This is a genomic window from Spirosoma fluminis (genome assembly GCF_054778895.1).
In genome coordinates this window covers 161,171-179,775 of sequence record NZ_BAAGZD010000003.1, presented here as the reverse complement: position 1 = coordinate 179,775, position 18,605 = coordinate 161,171, and the positions used below count along the sequence as shown (strand labels likewise).

Annotated in this window: 16 protein-coding genes; 11 read left to right on the top strand and 5 right to left on the bottom strand. The window is 54.1% G+C overall.

Annotation, left to right across the window (positions count from 1 at the left end):
* Positions 1 to 14 precede the first annotated feature (14 nt).
* The gene (locus tag ACYVBJ_RS02760; RefSeq protein WP_460980774.1) at positions 15 to 947 is read left to right on the top strand and encodes an AraC family transcriptional regulator; all 933 of its coding nucleotides are present in this window, start codon (positions 15 to 17) and stop codon (positions 945 to 947) included.
* Between the two features lie 104 nt (positions 948 to 1,051).
* Here the strand turns inward: ACYVBJ_RS02760 and ACYVBJ_RS02755 are convergent, their stop codons facing one another.
* Complete coding sequence (locus tag ACYVBJ_RS02755) at positions 1,052 to 1,351, bottom strand: hypothetical protein (protein WP_460980773.1); 300 nt, start codon at positions 1,349 to 1,351, stop codon at positions 1,052 to 1,054.
* A 224-nt stretch (positions 1,352 to 1,575) separates the two neighbouring features.
* On the opposite strand from ACYVBJ_RS02755, the gene ACYVBJ_RS02750 reads away from it, so the two are divergent.
* The gene (locus ACYVBJ_RS02750; protein WP_460980772.1) at positions 1,576 to 4,089 is read left to right on the top strand and encodes a PAS domain-containing sensor histidine kinase; all 2,514 of its coding nucleotides are present in this window, start codon (positions 1,576 to 1,578) and stop codon (positions 4,087 to 4,089) included.
* A 9-nt stretch (positions 4,090 to 4,098) separates the two neighbouring features.
* On the opposite strand, the gene ACYVBJ_RS02745 is transcribed toward ACYVBJ_RS02750, so the two are convergent.
* Positions 4,099 to 4,377, bottom strand: a complete 279-nt coding sequence (locus ACYVBJ_RS02745; protein WP_460980771.1) for a hypothetical protein — start codon at positions 4,375 to 4,377, stop codon at positions 4,099 to 4,101.
* 358 nt (positions 4,378 to 4,735) lie between these two features.
* Complete coding sequence (locus ACYVBJ_RS02740) at positions 4,736 to 7,198, bottom strand: TonB-dependent receptor domain-containing protein (RefSeq protein ID WP_460980770.1); 2,463 nt, start codon at positions 7,196 to 7,198, stop codon at positions 4,736 to 4,738.
* A 178-nt stretch (positions 7,199 to 7,376) separates the two neighbouring features.
* Here ACYVBJ_RS02740 and ACYVBJ_RS02735 point away from each other — a divergent pair, with 178 nt between their 5' ends.
* From ACYVBJ_RS02735 to ACYVBJ_RS02700, 8 genes are all read left to right on the top strand, one after another.
* A complete protein-coding gene (locus ACYVBJ_RS02735) occupies positions 7,377 to 7,814 on the top strand; it encodes a MarR family winged helix-turn-helix transcriptional regulator (RefSeq protein ID WP_460980769.1) in 438 nt (145 codons plus the stop codon).
* A gap of 80 nt (positions 7,815 to 7,894) precedes the next feature.
* Positions 7,895 to 9,346, top strand: a complete 1,452-nt coding sequence (locus tag ACYVBJ_RS02730; protein ID WP_460980768.1) for a sulfatase family protein — start codon at positions 7,895 to 7,897, stop codon at positions 9,344 to 9,346.
* A gap of 79 nt (positions 9,347 to 9,425) precedes the next feature.
* On the top strand, positions 9,426 to 9,668 hold the full coding sequence (locus ACYVBJ_RS02725) for a hypothetical protein (RefSeq protein ID WP_460980767.1): 243 nt from the start codon (positions 9,426 to 9,428) through the stop codon (positions 9,666 to 9,668).
* 191 nt (positions 9,669 to 9,859) lie between these two features.
* Positions 9,860 to 10,084, top strand: coding sequence for a hypothetical protein (locus ACYVBJ_RS02720; protein WP_460980766.1), 225 nt, complete (start codon positions 9,860 to 9,862; stop codon positions 10,082 to 10,084).
* Between the two features lie 185 nt (positions 10,085 to 10,269).
* Positions 10,270 to 10,728: a YybH family protein gene (locus tag ACYVBJ_RS02715; RefSeq protein WP_460980765.1), complete on the top strand. Its 459-nt coding sequence runs from the start codon at positions 10,270 to 10,272 to the stop codon at positions 10,726 to 10,728.
* 128 nt (positions 10,729 to 10,856) lie between these two features.
* Positions 10,857 to 11,963, top strand: a complete 1,107-nt coding sequence (locus tag ACYVBJ_RS02710; protein WP_460980764.1) for a sensor histidine kinase — start codon at positions 10,857 to 10,859, stop codon at positions 11,961 to 11,963.
* Positions 11,964 to 12,112: 149 nt separating this feature from the next.
* On the top strand, positions 12,113 to 14,890 hold the full coding sequence (locus tag ACYVBJ_RS02705; protein WP_460980763.1) for a DUF7133 domain-containing protein: 2,778 nt from the start codon (positions 12,113 to 12,115) through the stop codon (positions 14,888 to 14,890).
* Between the two features lie 80 nt (positions 14,891 to 14,970).
* Positions 14,971 to 16,008, top strand: a complete 1,038-nt coding sequence (locus ACYVBJ_RS02700) for a sugar phosphate isomerase/epimerase family protein (protein ID WP_460980762.1) — start codon at positions 14,971 to 14,973, stop codon at positions 16,006 to 16,008.
* A gap of 204 nt (positions 16,009 to 16,212) precedes the next feature.
* Here ACYVBJ_RS02700 and ACYVBJ_RS02695 read toward each other — a convergent pair whose 3' ends face one another.
* Positions 16,213 to 16,491, bottom strand: a complete 279-nt coding sequence (locus ACYVBJ_RS02695; protein ID WP_460980761.1) for a hypothetical protein — start codon at positions 16,489 to 16,491, stop codon at positions 16,213 to 16,215.
* A 144-nt stretch (positions 16,492 to 16,635) separates the two neighbouring features.
* Positions 16,636 to 17,007 (bottom strand): hypothetical protein, encoded by a 372-nt coding sequence (locus ACYVBJ_RS02690; protein WP_460980760.1) that lies wholly within the window; start codon positions 17,005 to 17,007, stop codon positions 16,636 to 16,638.
* 252 nt (positions 17,008 to 17,259) lie between these two features.
* On the opposite strand from ACYVBJ_RS02690, the gene ACYVBJ_RS02685 reads away from it, so the two are divergent.
* Positions 17,260 to 18,579, top strand: coding sequence for a Gfo/Idh/MocA family protein (locus tag ACYVBJ_RS02685; protein ID WP_460980759.1), 1,320 nt, complete (start codon positions 17,260 to 17,262; stop codon positions 18,577 to 18,579).
* Positions 18,580 to 18,605 lie beyond the last annotated feature (26 nt).

The window sequence follows — 18,605 nt, the reverse complement described above, 5'->3', positions numbered from 1 at the left end:
TCTTCCTTCCCCGCATGAAACGTGTACCCACAACCCAGCTAGACATCTCCCGCCATCTTCAAACCCGGCGTTTGGAACAGGAAGTTGAAAACCGGACGGCTTACACCATTGACACCGCCGAGCTAACCATTTACGAAACACAGCACATAGCCGAAAAGGTAGAACTGACGTTTACGAGTCCGGTGCTGGCCAGCATGATTCGGGGTAAGAAAGTGATGCACCTGCCCGGTACACCTTCCTTCGACTTTCTGCCGGGTGAATCGGTGATTGTACCCAGCCAGGAAACCATGCGGATTGACTTTCCCGAAGCGCAGCACCAAAACCCGACCCAATGCCTGGCCCTGGCCATTGCGCCCGACAAAGTACGCCAGGTAACGGATCTGCTCAACGACCGGGCTCCTCTCATCGACAATGCACAGGGCTGGCAATTCGGTCAGCACAACTTCTTCCTGACCAACGACGAGCCCATCCATCAGCTGGTTGCCCGACTGATTTATATCTTTACCGAGAACAACCAGGCGAAAGAGGTTTTTGCCAACCTGGTTATTCAGGAATTGGTGGTTCGGCTGATGCAGACGCAGGCCCGTACGTTCCTGCTTAGCCCCGAAACTGCGCTGGCTAATGTAAACCGGCTGGCGCACGTAGCCCAGTACATCAACCGGAACCTGAACCGGATTCTGCCAATCCGGGAATTGGCCGACGAAGCCTGCATGAGCGAGCCGAACTTTTACCGGACGTTCAAGCAAACGTTTGGCATGACGCCCGTTGATTACATCAATCAGCAGCGGATCAGGTTAGCTTCCAGGTTGTTACGTACGACCAATCGCTGTCTGGTCGATATTAGTCAGGATTGCGGCTTCAATACCCTCACCTATTTCATGAAGCTGTTCCGGCGCGAAATCGGTATGTCGCCCGCGCAGTATCGCAAACAAGGCATACTGACCTAGCCGCAGCCGGCCCGGCTTATTCAGGTTCGTTACGAATCAAGGGTTAATACACAGAGCAGGATGATAAATCCAATCAATAGTGGCAAGCAGCCGACAATGCCGACCTAAAGCGCGAGCGTGTTCCAATGCGTATAAAGCAGGATGGCTACAGCCAACGGGAAAAGTGCCCCGACCAGGAAAGCAAATGAGCCTGCGTAGCCCGCACCATCCTCGAAGCGGGTGCCGTATGTGCCAAGTAACAGACCTCCTCCGCTGATAAGCACTGCCAGCGCCGACAAACTATACAGAGCTGCTAACGTACTATAACAGGTTGAGAACAGACAAATGTAACCGAGCGAATAGCCAGTAATCAGGCCCGGCTGGTAACGGGTGGGTTCGGAGGAATAGCTGGCAGCAGGAAGCACAAGATCTTCGAGTCACATCCGTTTTCTACTAAGTACCCTGAAATAACCCGGTCGCTTTTTGTAAACAAGACATATAGGCGTGGGTATTATGGATAGAGCGTCGGTCGGCATTATCTTGCGGACCAAAGGCGTTCCTCATTCATAACTGCTCAAGAGCTGCCTTTTTATGCCAGCAGCTGCCATAAAAACAGGGGAGAGTAACGAGTAGACGATCTACAGGTAATTTGAACACAGCACCTATTCATAAGCACGCATTCTTACAGGGCGGAGGAAAACTCGGCGAACTTACTCGCACCTACGACTGGTCGAAAACTTCAGTGGGATCACCCGACCACTGGCCGCCAGGCTTATGTACCACGCTGGGTCTGTTGCTGCACGCAGCCTCGCCCATGGTGCTATTTTGGGGAGAAGAATTCCTGTGTTTTTACAACGATGCGGTTCAATCCGGTTTCGACGCGGCTGGTAAACACCCGGCGGTCGGTCAGCGAGGGGCCGCAGTTTGGCCCGGAACCTGGGAACGTATTGAGCCGCTCCTTACACACGTTACGGAAACCGGCGAATCCGTTTCTGACAGAAGTCCGCTGGTTCCCCTAACGCATAATGACTCTGATGATACGTATTGGACCTTTACGTATCATCCGGTTTACGGAGATACCAATCAGATCAGCGGAGTGCTGGTGACCGCACTGGAAACTACCGGCGACGTAACGACCGTAGATAGCCTGCGGGCGTCTGAGCAGCGCCTGCGAAGCCTGGTGCTGGAAGCTCCGGTAGCCATGGGGCTGTTCGTAGGCACAACCCACCGGATTGAAGTTGCCAACACCGCGCTGCTCAGGTATTGGGGCAAAGATGAATCGGTGCTGGGCAGGCCTTATCGGGAAGCTGTGCCGGAACTGGAAGAGCAAGGGGTCTTTGCCATTCTGGATAAAGTTTTTGTCACGGGTGACGTTTACGAAGGGAAAGCCACCCCGGCGAATCTATACAGCGACGGGAAATGGTCTACCCATTATGTTGACCTTACGTTCAGGCCGTTACGGAATGCCGATGGAAACATCTATGGCATTCTGAATACTGCGGTTGATGTGACCGAACGGGTGTTTAGTCAGCAGCAGCAGATGGAAAAAGTTCAGCGGGAAGTGCTGACTTCATTCGAGCAGTCACCGGCTGCGATTGCCATTATTACCGGACTGGACCTGCGCTTCCAGATGGCGAACCCATTTTACGGGGAACTGGTGGGCCGCTCTCCCGATCAATTGATCGGAAAAACGCTGCTGGATGCATTGCCCGAGCTGACCGGCCAGGGATTCGACCAGTTACTGCGGCAGGTTATCGACACCGGAAACGCGTATATCGCCCGAGAGGTAGCCGTTAATATTATTCGAAAGAAAGGTCCTGAGACTATTTACGTCGATTTAACGTATCAGCCCCGGCGCGAAGCAGATGACCACGTTTCGGGGGTGTTCGTGGTCGCAACGGACGTAACGGCGCAGGTGCTCAGCCGCAAAGAAATAGAAGCGAGCGAAGCCAAACTACGTAGCCTTGTCGAAAGCGCTCCGTTCCCCATCGGGGTGTACGTCGGGAAGGAAATGGTCATTCAACTCGCCAACCAGTCTATCATCGACGTATGGGGAAAAGGAAGCGACGTGATTGGTAAGCGCTATGCCGACATATTGCCTGAACTGGCTAACCAGCATATCTACGCCCAGCTCGACCAGGTTTTTACAACCGGCATTCCGTTCCATGCCCATAACCAGCGCGTCGATCTGGTAATCGACGGTGTTTTACAGCCGTATTATTTCAAGTACAGCTTTACGCCCCTCTACGATGCCGACGGTCGGGTATATGGCGTGATGAACACTGCAGCCGACGTAACCGATCTGATGCTGGCCCGGCAGAAACTGGAAGAAAGCGAAGCCCGGCTCCGAAGCCTGTCGACTGAGCTGGATGCCCAGGTGCAGCAGCGTACCCAGGAGCTTGCGGCCATCAACGAGGAACTTCGGGAAGCCAACGTCCTGCTGGTGCGTTCCAATCACAACCTGGAGCAGTTTGCCTACATCGCCAGCCATGACCTACAGGAGCCCTTGCGGAAGATTCAGCAGTTCGGCGATCTGCTCCAAACGCGCTATGGTCACCAGCTCAACGAAGGCATGGCCTATCTGGAGCGTATGCGGGCAGCGGCCAGCCGGATGTCGATGCTGATCCGTGACCTGCTGAACTTCTCCCGGATCTCGACGGGGCAGGAGGTCGACACCCGGGTTGCGCTGGATCTGGTTGTCAATGCCGTACTGGCCGATCTGGAACTAACCATTCAGGAGACTGGTACCGTGATCCACATTGAGTCGCTACCGACGGTGCCGGGCGACGTTTCGCAGCTGGGGCAGCTGTTTCAGAATCTGCTGTCGAACGCCATCAAATTTCGTCGGCCGGATGTAGCCCCGATCATTCGCATCACCACTCAGGCGGTAGCTGCCGCCGACCTGCCCCCCCAGGTTAAGCCGACACGGACGGCCGCAGTATATTCCCGCATCGATGTGATTGACAATGGCATTGGCTTTGACGAGAAATACCTGGATCGCATCTTTCAGGTCTTCCAGCGGCTGCACGGCAAGGGGCAATACGCGGGTACGGGCATTGGCCTGGCCGTTTGTGAGAAAGTGGCTACTAACCACGGCGGGGCCATTACCGCCAGCAGTCAGCCCGGTCAGGGCGCTACGTTTAGCGTATACCTGCCCAACTGAACCGGCCGGTCAATGGACGGGTGAACTAGGCCGGGAAAATTCTTTGGCGTGATCCAGCGCCTGCTGCAAATGGTCGATTACCTGCTGTTTGTAGGCTGTGTAGACGGCAGTTACCGAAAGCTCGTCCAGAGGAATAATCAACACTGCCTTCGATACGGGCAGGAGCCGGGCCAGACTGGCCGTGAGCGTAATGGCAACGATCTGGTCATTCTCAAAATAAGTGGCCTGATCGACAAACGGTAATTCATCAATGGTATTCAACAGCGATTCTAAGTCCGGGTTACGCATCGGTGGGTTGTAATTGGTGCGGTTTGCCCAAATAAAGCAGATCGCTGGCCGGGATTACTACGATACAGACCAATATTGTATAAGCGGTTGGTGATTTCCCCCTGCACAACAGCCAGATGCCCTGAGCGTCTAGTTATGGTACCACATCGTTTTTTCGTTCGTGCGATACGCAGCAGGTAGCCAGCAACCAGAATATCGGTGATTTGTTGGTGGGCGCTACGAGCTGTCAGCCGTTCGATTGTAAATACCCAATACGTTGAGGGGTTCAGAGCGTGAGTCGTTGGATACACTCACTTTCTGAACCCCCTCGTAATAATGCCGTCCGTCCCAGTCTTTACGTATCGGTTAATTTGGGCGGTTAAGCTCCGCCGGCCCGGCGTTTCTCGTCTTCAGCGCCCCCGCTGCGTCGGCGGGTTGGTGCTACTTTATCGTTACCGAACCGGTACGAGAACGACAGCGTGGCTACGCGTGAGTCGCGTCGTTGGTAGAACCGCTCCACGTAGTTATCGTAGGCCGACACGGCCCGCACTGTCTGGGTGTAGAACACGTCCGCTACGTTCAGGCGCAGGGTACCTTTCCGTTCCCAGAGGTTTTTTTGCACGCCCGCCGTTAGTTGGCCATTTGGCTGGACGCGCAGGAAACCGTATTGCTCACCCGACTGAAAACTGCCGTTCAGTTCGGCCGACCAGCCATTGCCGAGCGTAAAGGTATGGTTACTGCTTAGGTTGAACGCCGGGCGCCCTTTGTCTAGGGCCGTTCCGGCCAGATTGCCTACGAAATGGCTGTAATATAATACGGCATTGTTGTACATCTGCCACCATTTGGCGGGCTGTACGGGAGCCGTAATGGTCAAAGCGAAATAATCCTGCCGGTCGAGGTTTACGCTGGTCGACAGCACGGTCGAATCTGTTTCGGGCTGCACAACGCCAATCATGGGTAAGCTGGTGCGGCTGTAACTCAGACCCGTGCTGAAGGTGCCTTTGAACGTATGCGTTAGTTCCAGATTGTAACTCGTTTCCGGACGAAGATTCGGGTTGCCCGAACCAGAGGTAGTCGGGTCGATGATAATGCGGAAGGGGTTCAACTGCCCGTACGAAGGTCGGTTAATCCGGCGGCTGAGCGTAAGGCTAAGGTCGTGATTTTTGCTTAGCGTCCGCTTAAGGGCCGCACTCGGGAACAACTGCGCATACTGGCGGGTAAAACTGCTGTCGCCGACCGCCTGCCGTCCTTGGGCCATAGTTTGCTCGGCGCGGAGTCCAAGCTGGAGCGTTGTTTTGGCGAACGAACGGCTCCAGTTTCCGTAGGCCGCCAGAATCGTTTCGTTATAGCGGAACCGATTCGTGCGCGTCGGGTCAATAGTCGTGAGCGAACCTTCCGTTAACCGAAACACGACATCGTTGTCCGAAGCGATACGGCTGGCTTTAACCCCGGCTTCTAACCGGCTGCGGTTGGCGAGCGGGCGGGTGTAATCGGCTTTGGCCGATATAATGCTCAGGTCGCCCTGCTGATCACCACTGAGCAGATTGCTCCGTTCCGACAGGCTAAAGGCCGTGCGAAGTTCCTGCAGGCGACTGGTGCGGTAGCGAGCATAGTCAATGTCGGCCGTCAGCTCGGGACTGTTCGTCGAGTCCGCGAAAGTATGTTTGACGTTCAGATTAACGGAGCCATTCGGGGAAACAAACGTGCGGTTGGTCTGCGCGTTATATACGTCGGTGATCCGGCCGCTGGCGTTATACAGAGTTGTTTGATTCTGGCCGATCTGGCTGGGCGAGCGATTCTCCAGGAGGCTGCCCACGGCCCCCAGCACAGTTCGCTTCGAGAGGGTGTAATCAAAACCGGCCCGGGCTGAGTGCGACTGAAAACGCATGACCCCCCGGTTGACTTGGTCGCTGCTGCCGGTCAGCGTTTGTTGCCGGTTCGACCCCACGGCGTAAAAATCGCGGTGAATATCCAGCAGGGCCAGGCCGTCGCGGTTCGCGTAGTTATACGAGCCGAACAGATTGAGCCCTTTTTTTCGGTTGTTCAACGTAATGCCAGCCGTGTATTTATCGTACTGGCTACGTCCGTAACTGGCCTGTAAGCTGCCGTTCGTGCCGAGCCGCTGGTCTTTCCGGAGATTAATGGCAATGATACCGGCGGTTCCCTGGGCGTCGTATTTCGCGGGTGGATTGGTGATTAGCTCAATGCTTTTCAACTGGTCGGCGGGTAAGGCCCGGAGGTAATCGGCCAGTTCGGTGCCCGTCATGGGCTGCCGTTTGCCGTCGATCAGAACCAGTACGTTCTGCCGACCCCGCAGCGCCAGGTTATCGTTGTTGTCGACGGTAACACCCGGCGAACGAGCCAGTACGTCGAGGGAGGTATTCCCCGCAGCCAGTGCACTGCCTTCTACGTTCACTACCGTGCGATCGGTCATCCGTTCGTAGAGGGGTTTCTGAGCCACTACCTTTACCTCATTCAGGGTTGTGTTCTGGTTCGGACGGAGTACCAACGCGGGCAGGCGCTGCCCTTCGGCAGCGACCGTAATCGGAGCCGTTTTTGCCCGGGCAAACCCAACCTGCGACGCGGCCACGAAGTAGCGCCCGGCGGCCGGAAGGGCGAACGAATACGTACCCTCCGCATCGGTGAACTCCGCCTTGACAACAACGGAATCACTCGCCCGGTTGAGCGTAACAGTGGCGAACTCAACGGCCAGTCCAGACTCGGTCTGCACGCTGCCTTTTAGCTGAACGGGTGATTGTGCCCAACTAGCGGGGCTGACCGACAGCACGTTGAATAAGGTAAATAATGCCGAAAAGCAGTTTAGATAAAGCGCTGGTTTCATAGGTAATGGATCACTAAGCGGTTGATGCGACAAACGTATGATATATCATTTAATCAAAGACGGGGCTTCTGACTGAATTGCGCAAAAAGAAGTGTGAACGAACTATTTTGGGGATGAACGGCCGGATTCGGGGAGGTTTGGATATACTTGCAATACCTAACTTCGTTCTGTGCGGCCTATGCTGGATACCGTCATCTTTTACGTACTCGAAAAAACGATCAAGCGCTACCGCCAGTTTGCCCAAAGCCATCTTGACCAGGCAGCCCTGGGCATCACCGTCGATCAGTGGCTCGTTCTGAACGTAATCCGGGAGTCGCCTGCGCTGGGTCAGACCGAAATCGCGGAGCGGGTATTTAAAGATCAGGCATCGGTAGCCCGTATTATCGACCTGCTGGTTAAAAAAGAACTACTCACGCAAAGCGTCAGCCCACACGACCGTCGGCGGGTTGACCGAGCCATTACGTCCCAGGGGATGGCTTTACTCGATTCAGCGGGCCCTATTGTTGTCGGATACCGCAGCGCAGCCCTACAGGGATTATCGGAACCGGCCATTGACCAACTGCGACAGACATTAGAGACGATCTACGCCAATTGTCAGGTTAGGGGCGCCGAGTAGGCAATGTGCCTTTGCTTCAGTGGCTGAAATGGATTGGCTATTCAGATACGTATCATTTTCAAACCTCTTGACGGACAAATATGAGCAGTAAAAAATATCCTGGTATCCTCGCGGCAGTCGTTACGTTGTCTCTCGGAGGTCTGGTCATCAGCGCCTGGGTCAACCTGCCGAAGGCCGCCAAACCTAACGTGATCCTGTTTTTCATGGACGACCTGGGGTACGGTGATCTTTCCTGCACGGGTGCGATGGGGTACCGTACGCCGAACCTGGATCGGATGGCGGCCGAGGGAAGCCGGTTTACCAATTTTCTGGCCGCTCAACCCGTCTGTACCGCGTCCCGGGCGTCGCTGCTCACCGGTTGCTATCCCAACCGCATCGGTCTGGCCGGTGCATTAGGCCCCAACTCGCCCATCGGACTGAATCCGGACGAGGAAACGATTGCCGAACTGCTTAAAGAACAGGGGTATGCGACCGGAATATTCGGTAAATGGCACCTGGGCGACAAATTGCCGTTCATGCCCCTGCAACAAGGCTTCGATACGTATTTTGGCGTACCCTACTCGCACGATATGTGGCCGCTGCACCCGGACCAGGCACGTGCCAATTACCCTCCTTTGTTTCTGATCGACGGGAATCGGCCCGTTAAAGAAGTGAAGACCCTGAACGAGGCTAGCGAATTGACAACGACATTCACCGAAAAAGCTGTTTCGTTCATTCGAAAGCACAAAAAAGACCCGTTCTTCCTGTACTTACCTCATCCGCTCCCTCATGTCCCGCTGGCGGCATCGGCGCGTTTTCGGGGTAAAAGCGAGCGGGGTTTGTTCGGGGACGTACTGATGGAGCTGGACTGGTCGGTTGGCCAGATCATGCAGGAGCTTAAGCAGCAGGGACTCGACCGGAATACGCTCGTTATTTTTATCAGCGACAATGGCCCCTGGTTAAACTACGGTGACCATGCTGGCTCAACGGGCGGGCTGCGCGAGGGTAAAGGCACTACGTTTGAGGGCGGCAACCGGGTACCTTGTCTCGTACGCTGGCCCGGTGTGGTGCCAGCCGGCCGGGTTAGTAACAAACTCCTGACAACCATGGATATTCTGCCTACCGTAGCGAAATTGTGCGGAGCCCGGCTGCCCAGGCGATCTATTGATGGTGTCGACTGGATTGCCCTGCTCAGGGGCGATGAATCCGTAACGCCACGCAGCCATTTTTACTACTATTATCGGAAAAACAACCTGGAAGCCGTTCGCAAGGGCGACTGGAAGCTGGTGTTTGCGCATCCGGGCCGAACTTACGAGGGCTTTCTGCCGGGTGAAAACGGCAAACCGGGTAAGAATGACGAAAATCATAGATTCTCCGCGGGGCTGTATGACCTTCGACGTGACCCCGGCGAGCGCTATGATGTGCGCGAACAACATCCCGACATTATCAGAGAGCTCGAAACCTTAGCCGAAAAGGCACGCGCTGATCTGGGCGACGATCTGCAGCAGCGAACAGGAGCCAATACCCGTCCCGCTGGCCAGCAAACGGAATAACTTACTTCCCGCTGCCAGCCGGAAACTGCGAGATACGCTGCGCGAAACGGGTCAGTTAGAGAACACACTGATCGTTTTCTTGTCGGATAACGACGCTAGCCCCGAAAACTGCGCGGCTTACGGTCCCGGCTTCGACCGTCCGAACGAGACCCGCGATGGCCGGCCAATCGTGTATGATCTGAAGGAACGGGTCATGTCAGGTCCACAAACCTCGTTTGCTTCAATTGGTCAGCGGTGGGCAAACGTGTCCAATACGCCATACCGGTATTGGAAAGCTGAGTCATACGAAGGAGGAATCCATACACCGATCATCGCCTTTTGACCCAACGGTATAAAAGCGAAAAAAGGTAGTTCCAGCCCACAGGTTGGTCACGCAATGGACTTTATGAGCACGTTTGTTGAGGTAGCCGGAGTAACTTATCCCAACATGCATAAAAGACGTACCGTTACTCCAGCCACGGGTGTAAGTTTGGTGTCCTCTTTCCGGGGTGAAGCATCGGGAGACACGAGTTGTTGTTTAATGAACACTACGGCGCTCGTTACGTCCGGTCTGGCGATTGGAAACTGGTATCATCCAGCCGCGACAGTACCTGGCAACTGTTTAACCTGGCGACCGACAAGGCCGAAACAAAAAACCTGGCGAGCTATCACCCGCAGAAAGTAAACCAACTAAAAACGCAATGGCAGCAATGGGCGAGTAGCCATCAGGTGTTTCCCAAACCTGACAAGAAAAGCTAACGAAGTTGAGCTGCCTTTTCGACTATAAGCCGACTTACGGTTTATACAGCGAAATACCCGACTTAATCATTAAACGTGTGTGTCTGGCTTATCTAGCTGGCGTTGCTGATGGGGCCTGTATAGCTTTGATGAGATTCCGGTATGTTACCGGGAAACTTTCGAACCATAAACCGTTAAGCACTTACATGAAAAACAACGTACTTACCTATGCGCTCTTCGGCCTGCTAGCGCTGGTTTCATGGCAAATCAATGCCCAGAACCCGTCCCTGGCTGACCTCAAAAAACAGGTTGCCGATACCGAGCGGGCCTTTGCGAAAACCATGGCCGACCGGAATCACGCGGCATTCAGTACGTTCCTGTCCGAAGAAGCCGTTTTCTTTTCCGGCCCTAAACCCCTCCACGGAAAAAACCAGGTAGCGCAGTCATGGAAACCGTTTTACGAGTCGGCAGAAGCGCCGTTTTCGTGGGAGCCCGAGCAGGTAGAAGTGCTGGAGTCGGGTAAACTCGCTCTGAGTACGGGTCCGGTCCGCGATCCAACGGGTAAAGTCGTCGGCACCTTTTCGTCTATCTGGCGACTAGAGGCTCCCAACACCTGGCGGATTGTATTTGATAAAGGAAATCCTGTATGTGACCCGGCTAAGTAGGGGAGCTGCCAACGTTCATTCCGTTTCAGTTTGTTGGGCTGGTCGTCTACGAAAGCCGAGCAGTAGTCAGCTCAAATTCAAGTGCATACACAGATTTGACCGTTGCTGGCTATATTTACTGACTAGATATGAACCGGCTAACCTTGGCAACGCTGAACGATCGTTGGATACGTAGTATTGGTATTGGTGGACTGTGGCTGCTCAGCCTGCTAACCAGTGGTCTGCTGGACCAGCCATGGTCATCTGGCCAGCTGATCCGAATGGCTATCCTGCTGGGGTCGATCACCATCACCTGGCACTTCATCCGGTTCTTGATTCTGTTTTTCCGGCAGAAATATTTCAGTAAGCAGGATACGGTCAAGCGGTTGCTGCTTACGTTTCTGACGGGTAGTCTGGTCTCTTCGCTGATTATGCAGGGGACGCATGTGCTGTGGTATTTTCTTCGCTACGGTTCACTGGCCAATTTTCGGTCTGCTGCCGCCAGTATTACCATCAATAACTACACGTTTTCGCTCAATCTGTACGGGTTCGATCTGTTGCAGTCGGCGCTGGTCTTTATCTTCTTTCAGAGTATTTACGAAGTACTGTTCTTTATCCAGCGCACGCGCAAATACCAGAAACGACTGAAGGAAGCCGAACATGAGCAGGAAAAGCTGCGAACGGCCAGTCTGCAAAGTCAGCTCGATGCCCTCAAGCAGCAGGTCAATCCGCATTTTCTGTTCAACAGCCTGAACGTACTCGACTCGCTGATTGAAGACGACCCGGCGCAGGCCCGCGTGTTTCTGGAGGAATTAAGCACCGTCTACCGCTATCTGCTGCGTTCCAACGATCAGCATCTGACCGATCTGGGCACCGAACTCGATTTTATTCACTCGTATTTTCATTTGCTCAAAACCCGCCACGGCGACGGGTTGAGTCTGGCAATTGCGGTAGACGACCGGCTTCAGACGTATCAACTGCCTCCGCTGACGCTGCAACTGCTGGTCGAGAATGCGGTGAAGCACAACATCGTTTTGCCCGAGCAACCGCTGTGCATTGCCATCTCTACCGACGGGCAGTCCCGGTTGCAGGTTCGCAACAACCTGCAGCGCAAGACCGTACGGGTTGCGTCCAACGGCGTTGGTCTGACCAATATTTTCGCTAAATACCGGATGCTGAACCAGCCTGCCCCCATCATTCGGGAAAGCGACGGGCAATTTGTGGTTACGCTGCCGCTCATTGTCGAGCGGCCCTGAGTCGCTGAGTACTGACTAATTGCATTTCCAGAACGATACGTACTGTAGCCAGCGTCGGAGGTAGTCGGCCAAGGGGATTTTTGTTGTGCTTTACGGCGAATCAATATGATTTAGATCAGTATAAATCAACCTTTTCAGGTTTTGATAGTATGCTGAAATCTTTACGTACCACCGGTCTGGCAGTCGCTCTTTGCGCAGGAGCGCTGTCGTCGTTTATTGGCTCGAACCCAATCCAACAAATTCGGCTGCAACAGCATTTTTTTGCGGCTGATACTCTTCCCAGGGTTAAACTACCCGAAAATGCCAATCCCGATGATCCCGATTGGAAAGGCATTGATCTGGAGCCTAAAGCGCCTGTGCAGCCCCTGTCGCCAGCGGAGGAAGCCAAGCAATTTCTGCTGCCGCCAGGCTACAAAATCGAGCCCATTCTGACCGAGCCCGCGATCCAGCAGCCAGCGGCTATCTCCTTCGATGGAAACGGTAGGATGTACGTGCTGGAACTGAGGACCTACATGCTGGACGCCGATTCGAAAAACGAGTTGATGCCAACCAGCCGGATTTCACGCTGGGAGGATAAAAACAACGACGGCGTCTACGAAACCGGAACGACCTTTGTCGATAACCTGGTTTTTCCGCGCTTTGTGCTGCCTTACGGTAAAGACTGCATTCTGACGATGGAGTCGGATGCCGATAACGTCTATAAATACACCGACACCAATGGCGACGGTAAGGCCGATAAAAAAGAGTTTTTTACCAATAAATACGGTCGGTCGGGCAACGTAGAGCACCAGCAGGCATTCATGTACTGGGGCATGGACAACTGGCTGTACAGCACCGTCAATGCGTTCCGGGTTCGGGAAACGCCCAATGGGGTCATTCGGGAGAAAACCGGCTTTAACCGGGCGCAGTGGGGCGTTACTCACGACGATAACGGGAAATTATGGTTCCAGGGTGGAGCCAGCGGCTTGCCATCGTATTTCCAGTTTCCGATTCACTACGGCAATTTCGACGTACCGAACGAGTTTGCGCAGGGCTTCGACGTACCGTGGGGCGCTGCCGTTAAACTGGCCGACATGCAGGGCGGCATGGACGAAGTTCGCCAGCCCGATGGATCACTCAAACGCGTAACCGGTTCCGCTGGGAACGACGTGTACCGGGGAGATCGCTTACCCGCCGAACTGAAAGGTCAGTATTTTTACGGTGAGCCCGTAGCTCGCATTGTTCGTCAGATCAACCCCGTTGTAACCGAAGGACTCACGACACTGCATAACGTCTACCAGGATAAGCAGTCCGAGTTTCTGCGTTCGACCGATCCGCTGTTTCGGCCCGTCGACATGACGACGGCTCCCGATGGTACCCTGTACATCACGGATATGTACCACGGCATTATTCAGGAGGGGCAGTGGACGCAAAAAGGAACGTACCTGCGGACCAAAATCGAACAGTATCAACTAGATAAAGTCGTGGGGTTGGGCCGCATCTGGCGCATTACGTACGAAGGCAAGGAACGGAACAAAGCTCGGCCGACAATGTACACCGACAAAACGGCCGCTCTGGTGAAACACCTGGAACACCCCAACGGCTGGTGGCGCGATGCGGCTCAGCAGGTGATGGTACAACGCAAGGATTTATCGGTAGTGCCACAACTGACCGCTATGGCGCTCACCAATCAAAATCCACTCGCCCGGATGCATGCCCTGTGGACGCTCGAAGGGCTGGGGGCTCTGAAAGCAGATGTCGTGCAGAAGCTGTTGAAGGATGCCAATCCCCGTATCCGCATACAGGCTCTCCGGGCGGGCGAAACGCTTTACAAAACCGGCGATAAAGCGCTGGAAGCTGATTTCAGCCGGGCCTTAGCCGATTCGGATACCGACGTACAGATTCAGGCGATGCTTTCGGCCAAATTTTTGAAACTGCCCGATATGGAAACGGGCATCAAATCGGCGATGGCGAGTAATAAAGCTGCGGGCGTGAAGCTGGTTGGCGAACAAATTCTGACCCCACCCAAACCCCGTAACATGGGACCATTCGGCGCTCCTGAACTGGCAGCCAATCAGAAAGCGATGATTGAACGTGGCGCGTTGATCTATAACGAGTTATGCTCACAATGTCACGGTAATAACGGTATGGGTACCCCGGCGGGCGATGGTCGGCTGCTGGCACCTGCCCTGGCAGGGTCGCAGCACATTCAGTCGCATCCGGAGTATGCCGTACGCGTAATCCTGCACGGACTGGAGGGCTCAATCGAAGGAAAGACGTATGCCGGTGGCCTGATGGCCAGCATGAAAGAACAGTCCGACGAATGGGTAGCCGATGTGCTGTCTTATGTCCGGAATGGATTGTCGAACGACGCATCGCTGGTTTCGGCGCAGCAGGTGGCAAAAATTCGCGAGAAAACGGCCAGTCAGAAAGGACCCTATCAATACGCGCAGCTGGCTAAGTTAACGCCGTTTGAGTTGCAGCCGCAAACCCTGAAGGTAACGGCCAGCCACACAAACTCTACCCGCATCGGCGGCAACGCGTCGCCCTCGAGTGCCTTCACCTACGAAGGCTGGTCAACCGGTGGCCGTCAGGAAAAAGGGATGTGGTACCAGATCGAGTTTCCCCAGGATGTGAAAGTGGCCGAGCTTCATTTCACCGCTCCGCAAACGATCAAGCCCGGCTGGCGACGTGATCCGAACGCGCCCACGGTACCCCCGCCTTATATTCAGGCGTATCCGCGTGCTTACACCATTGAAGTGTCGTCGGATGGGCAGCACTGGCAGGAAGTGATGGCGGATGTAAAAGGAAGTGAGGGTGACAACGTTGTCTCAGTCAATGCGCCTAAATCACGATTTATGAAGATACGACTGAACGAAAGCTTAACCGGCGGCAGCGAATCTATACCCTGGTCAATGCGGCAATTGAAAGTATTCGCTCAGAATTAATCGGGTCATTGGTACGTAGCTAGTCACTTGGCGGCCAGCTACGTACCAATGACAATTCTTTTTCCCTAACAACTATGAACATGAAAGACCAACAAACCCGTCGCCAGTTTCTGGGCGCATCGGCGGTGCTGGCAGCCACTGCGGTAGCCGGTACGAACAAGCTGTTTGGTGCCCCCGCCATTATCCGAAACCTGAACAAGCCCAATTCTCTGATTAATGGGGTGCAGATTGGCGTTATTACGTATTCGTTCCGCGATATGCCCGACCAGAGTGCCGAGGCTACCCTGCAATACGTCCTGGATAGCGGTATTAGTGCCATTGAGTTGATGGGCGGACCCGCCGAATCATTCGCGGGGGCACCGAAGAACACCGTCGACATGCGGTCGCTGTTCCCGCTGATGCGGAAGCGACGCGAAAACCAGACGCTTACCGAAGACGAGCAGAAAACGCTGGCTGAAGCCGATGCACAGATGAAAGCCTACCGGGCCGAAGTGGCCAAATGGCGGCTCTCGGCACCCACGGCCAAGTTTGAGCAGGTGCGCAAGATGTATAACCAGGCGGGCGTAACGATCTACGGATTCAAGCCCGATGCATTTGGTATGCAGAACACCGACGCTGATATTGAGTATGGAATGCGGGCTGCCAAAATCTTGGGAGCAAACCAGGTTACACTCGAACACCCCGCCAACGATGCGCATACGCTCAAGCTGGGGCAAATGGCACAGAAACACGGGTTGCGTGTGGGCTACCACGGCCATGAGCAGCAAACGCCTACCTTCTGGGATACGGCGCTGGCACAGTCACCGGGCAACGCGATGAATTTTGATTTAGGTCACTACGTAGCCGCTGGTCAGCCCGATCCACTGGGGTTAATCCGGCAAAAACACACGCGCATTGCCAGTATGCACATCAAAGACCGCCAGACACCGGCACATGGCAAGGGCAACCTGCCGTGGGGGCAGGGCGATACGCCCTTAACCGACGTTTTGAACCTGATGCGGGAACAGAAATACACCTTCCCGGCCACCGTCGAGCTGGAGTATCAGATTCCGCAGGGCTCCAACGCCGTTGCCGAAGTGAAGAAGTGCGTAGAGGTATGCCGCAAGGTATTGGCATAAATCGCTCAAGTATGAGGCTGTTTATAATTTCACTTTGTGCGTGAGTTTACCGTTCTGACTTGAGAATGAATCTCCTTTGGTCAGAATGACAAAAACGCTATAGTTTCATCTTAACTAATTCAGGAATAGATCACTCAAAAAAACAAGCCCGGATAAACACTCACGTTTATCCGGGCTTGTTCTGCTTTATACCAGGCTTATCGGTCAGCTGATGTTTCGTTTGATGTTTCGTTTTTGCAGCTGGTTATTGAGCGCTTTTCGCTTCTTGTTATATTCCTCCAGAGCCGGAATCATGGCCCAGCTGGTAATGGCTACCAGATACGATTCGAGCACAAAAGCCATACTCACAACCAGCACCAGCAGTAGCAGCATAACGGCTCCCAGTTGCCGGACCCTGGTCCGTTTAGCCAGAAGTTGACTATCAGATAGCTGTTCTAAGGTAAGTTGATCGTAGGAGCAGGAAGTGAGTAGCGACGTCATCATTTAGTTGATTTAGGCTTAAAGCTAGCGATCCCCCAAGCATCTCAGGGAATAAACGGATAAAAGGGGTATACAGCGGTTAACTGGCGAGATTCTGCGCCTAAGTACTACTGCCTGAATTGGACCTACTTTGTAAATCGAACTCGTTTACTGGGAAACAGAAACAAATTTGACATCAAATTTTCCAGAAGCCCGGCGACCTTTCAGAGAGACGGTGTACTCTGTTCCTTTCTGATTCAGTAAATGGATAGAGCCAGTCTCCGCGGTTTCAATGGCTTTATTAAACAGTAACTCAGAAGAAGATTCTAGCGTCGCTTCTAAGTGGCCATTGGGTTCACTGAATTGATAAGCTAGATAGACGTTGTTGCTCGGTACGTGGAGCGTAGATACTTGTTTTCCGGTCAGTTCATTAAAATCCGCTTGCGTACGCTGCGGTGTTGAAGAGCCCTGCCAGTTTTTGGTATAAGAACACGAGCTAAAAAGAACGGTAACAAGTAGGTAAGGCATAAAACGGTTCATCGTAGTAACATTTAGCGTTGATCAAACAGTACCTCTGTTTTAGCCAGTAGATGAATAGTTTCTGGTTATGGTTGCAGGGCGATCAGGTCAACTATCTTCCAAGGTCATGTCATGAACTGCTGTTTCTGTTTTAACAAGTCATTTTTCTGAGCGAAACATGTTGGGGTAGTAACCGCATACGCGTAACTTACTGCCTACTCGGGAGATACGTACTGAATTGTTACCTGAGCCAACCTCCTAAGCACTGAACGTATGCCTACCTCAAGACGCCAATTCCTGACCCAATCGACCCGCCTGGCCGCGGGTGTTGGCTTGTCCCACGCTGTTCCGGTGGCGCGAGCGGAAACCTCTACCAATGCGGCAGATACGGTCAATATCGCGCTGATCGGCTGCAACAGCATGGGCTGGGCCGACTTAACCTCCATGCTCAAAACCCCCGGCGTTCGCTGCCTGGCCCTGTGCGACGTAGACAGCAACGTTCTAAACCGACGAGCCGCTGAACTGGAGAAATCGACCGGACAAAAGCCGCTGCTGTACGCCGACTTCCGCAAACTGCTCGAAAATAAAGATATCCACGCGGTGATCGTCGGTACGCCCGACCACTGGCATTGTTTGCCTACCGTGGTGGCCTGTCAGGCCGGTAAAGATGTATACGTCGAAAAGCCCCTGGCCAACAGCATCGAAGAATGTAACCTGATCGTGGAGGCCGCCCGGAAGTACAAGCGAGTGGTGCAGGTCGGGCAGTGGCAGCGGAGTGGCAAACACTGGACTGAAGCGCTTGAGTACGTCCGGTCGGGAAAACTGGGCACCATTCGGTCGGCGAAAGCCTGGGCGTTTATGCCCTACGGCAAAACGTTTCCCGTGGTGGCCGATGAGCCCGTACCCGCCGGTGTCGACTACGATATGTGGCTGGGACCGGCACCCCATCGGCCGTTTAACCGCAATCGCTTCCACGGGAGTTTTCGGTATTTCTGGGATTATGCCGGTGGGCTGATGACCGACTGGGGTGCCCACATGATCGACATGGTGCTGGCGGGTATGCAGGTCAACGCGCCTAAATCCGTTGTGGCAGCGGGCGGTAAATTTGGCTTCCCCGATCATGCCAGCGAAACTCCCGATACTATGCAGACGGTGTACGATTTCGGTAATTTTAGCTTACTTTGGGAACAATCGCTGGGAACGGGTCGTGGGCCTTATGACCGCGAACATGGCGTAGCGTTCATCGGCAACCTGGGTACCCTGGTCATTGACCGGGGTAAGTGGGAGGTGTTGCCCGAAGTAGAAGGAGGAAAGTACCTGACACCCGCTATGCCCGTTCAACGTAACGACGGCCGTGATCTGGACAACCACACGCGCAACTTTATTGAGTGTGTCCGCAGTCGCCAACAACCTAATTGTTCGGCCGAGATCGGTCGCGATGTGGCCGTTTGTGCCCAGTTGGGAAACATGGCCTATCGGCTGGGTCGTAAGCTGCACTGGAATGCCGCAACCAGCACCGTAGCCGATGATGCGCAGGCCAACGCGCTGGTTAAGGCGCATTACCACAACCCCTGGCGTTTACCAGCCGTCTAGCCCGATTTACACGAACCGTAGAACCC

Coding starts and splice junctions, on each gene's coding strand:
- ACYVBJ_RS02760 (WP_460980774.1), top strand. CDS start 15: ATGAAACGTGTACCCACAACCCAGCTAGACATCTCCCGCCATCTTCAA.
- ACYVBJ_RS02745 (WP_460980771.1), bottom strand. CDS start 4,377: ATGCGTAACCCGGACTTAGAATCGCTGTTGAATACCATTGATGAATTA.
- ACYVBJ_RS02740 (WP_460980770.1), bottom strand. CDS start 7,198: ATGAAACCAGCGCTTTATCTAAACTGCTTTTCGGCATTATTTACCTTA.
- ACYVBJ_RS02735 (WP_460980769.1), top strand. CDS start 7,377: ATGCTGGATACCGTCATCTTTTACGTACTCGAAAAAACGATCAAGCGC.
- ACYVBJ_RS02730 (WP_460980768.1), top strand. CDS start 7,895: ATGAGCAGTAAAAAATATCCTGGTATCCTCGCGGCAGTCGTTACGTTG.
- ACYVBJ_RS02715 (WP_460980765.1), top strand. CDS start 10,270: ATGAAAAACAACGTACTTACCTATGCGCTCTTCGGCCTGCTAGCGCTG.
- ACYVBJ_RS02710 (WP_460980764.1), top strand. CDS start 10,857: ATGAACCGGCTAACCTTGGCAACGCTGAACGATCGTTGGATACGTAGT.
- ACYVBJ_RS02705 (WP_460980763.1), top strand. CDS start 12,113: ATGCTGAAATCTTTACGTACCACCGGTCTGGCAGTCGCTCTTTGCGCA.
- ACYVBJ_RS02700 (WP_460980762.1), top strand. CDS start 14,971: ATGAAAGACCAACAAACCCGTCGCCAGTTTCTGGGCGCATCGGCGGTG.
- ACYVBJ_RS02695 (WP_460980761.1), bottom strand. CDS start 16,491: ATGATGACGTCGCTACTCACTTCCTGCTCCTACGATCAACTTACCTTA.
- ACYVBJ_RS02690 (WP_460980760.1), bottom strand. CDS start 17,007: ATGAACCGTTTTATGCCTTACCTACTTGTTACCGTTCTTTTTAGCTCG.
- ACYVBJ_RS02685 (WP_460980759.1), top strand. CDS start 17,260: ATGCCTACCTCAAGACGCCAATTCCTGACCCAATCGACCCGCCTGGCC.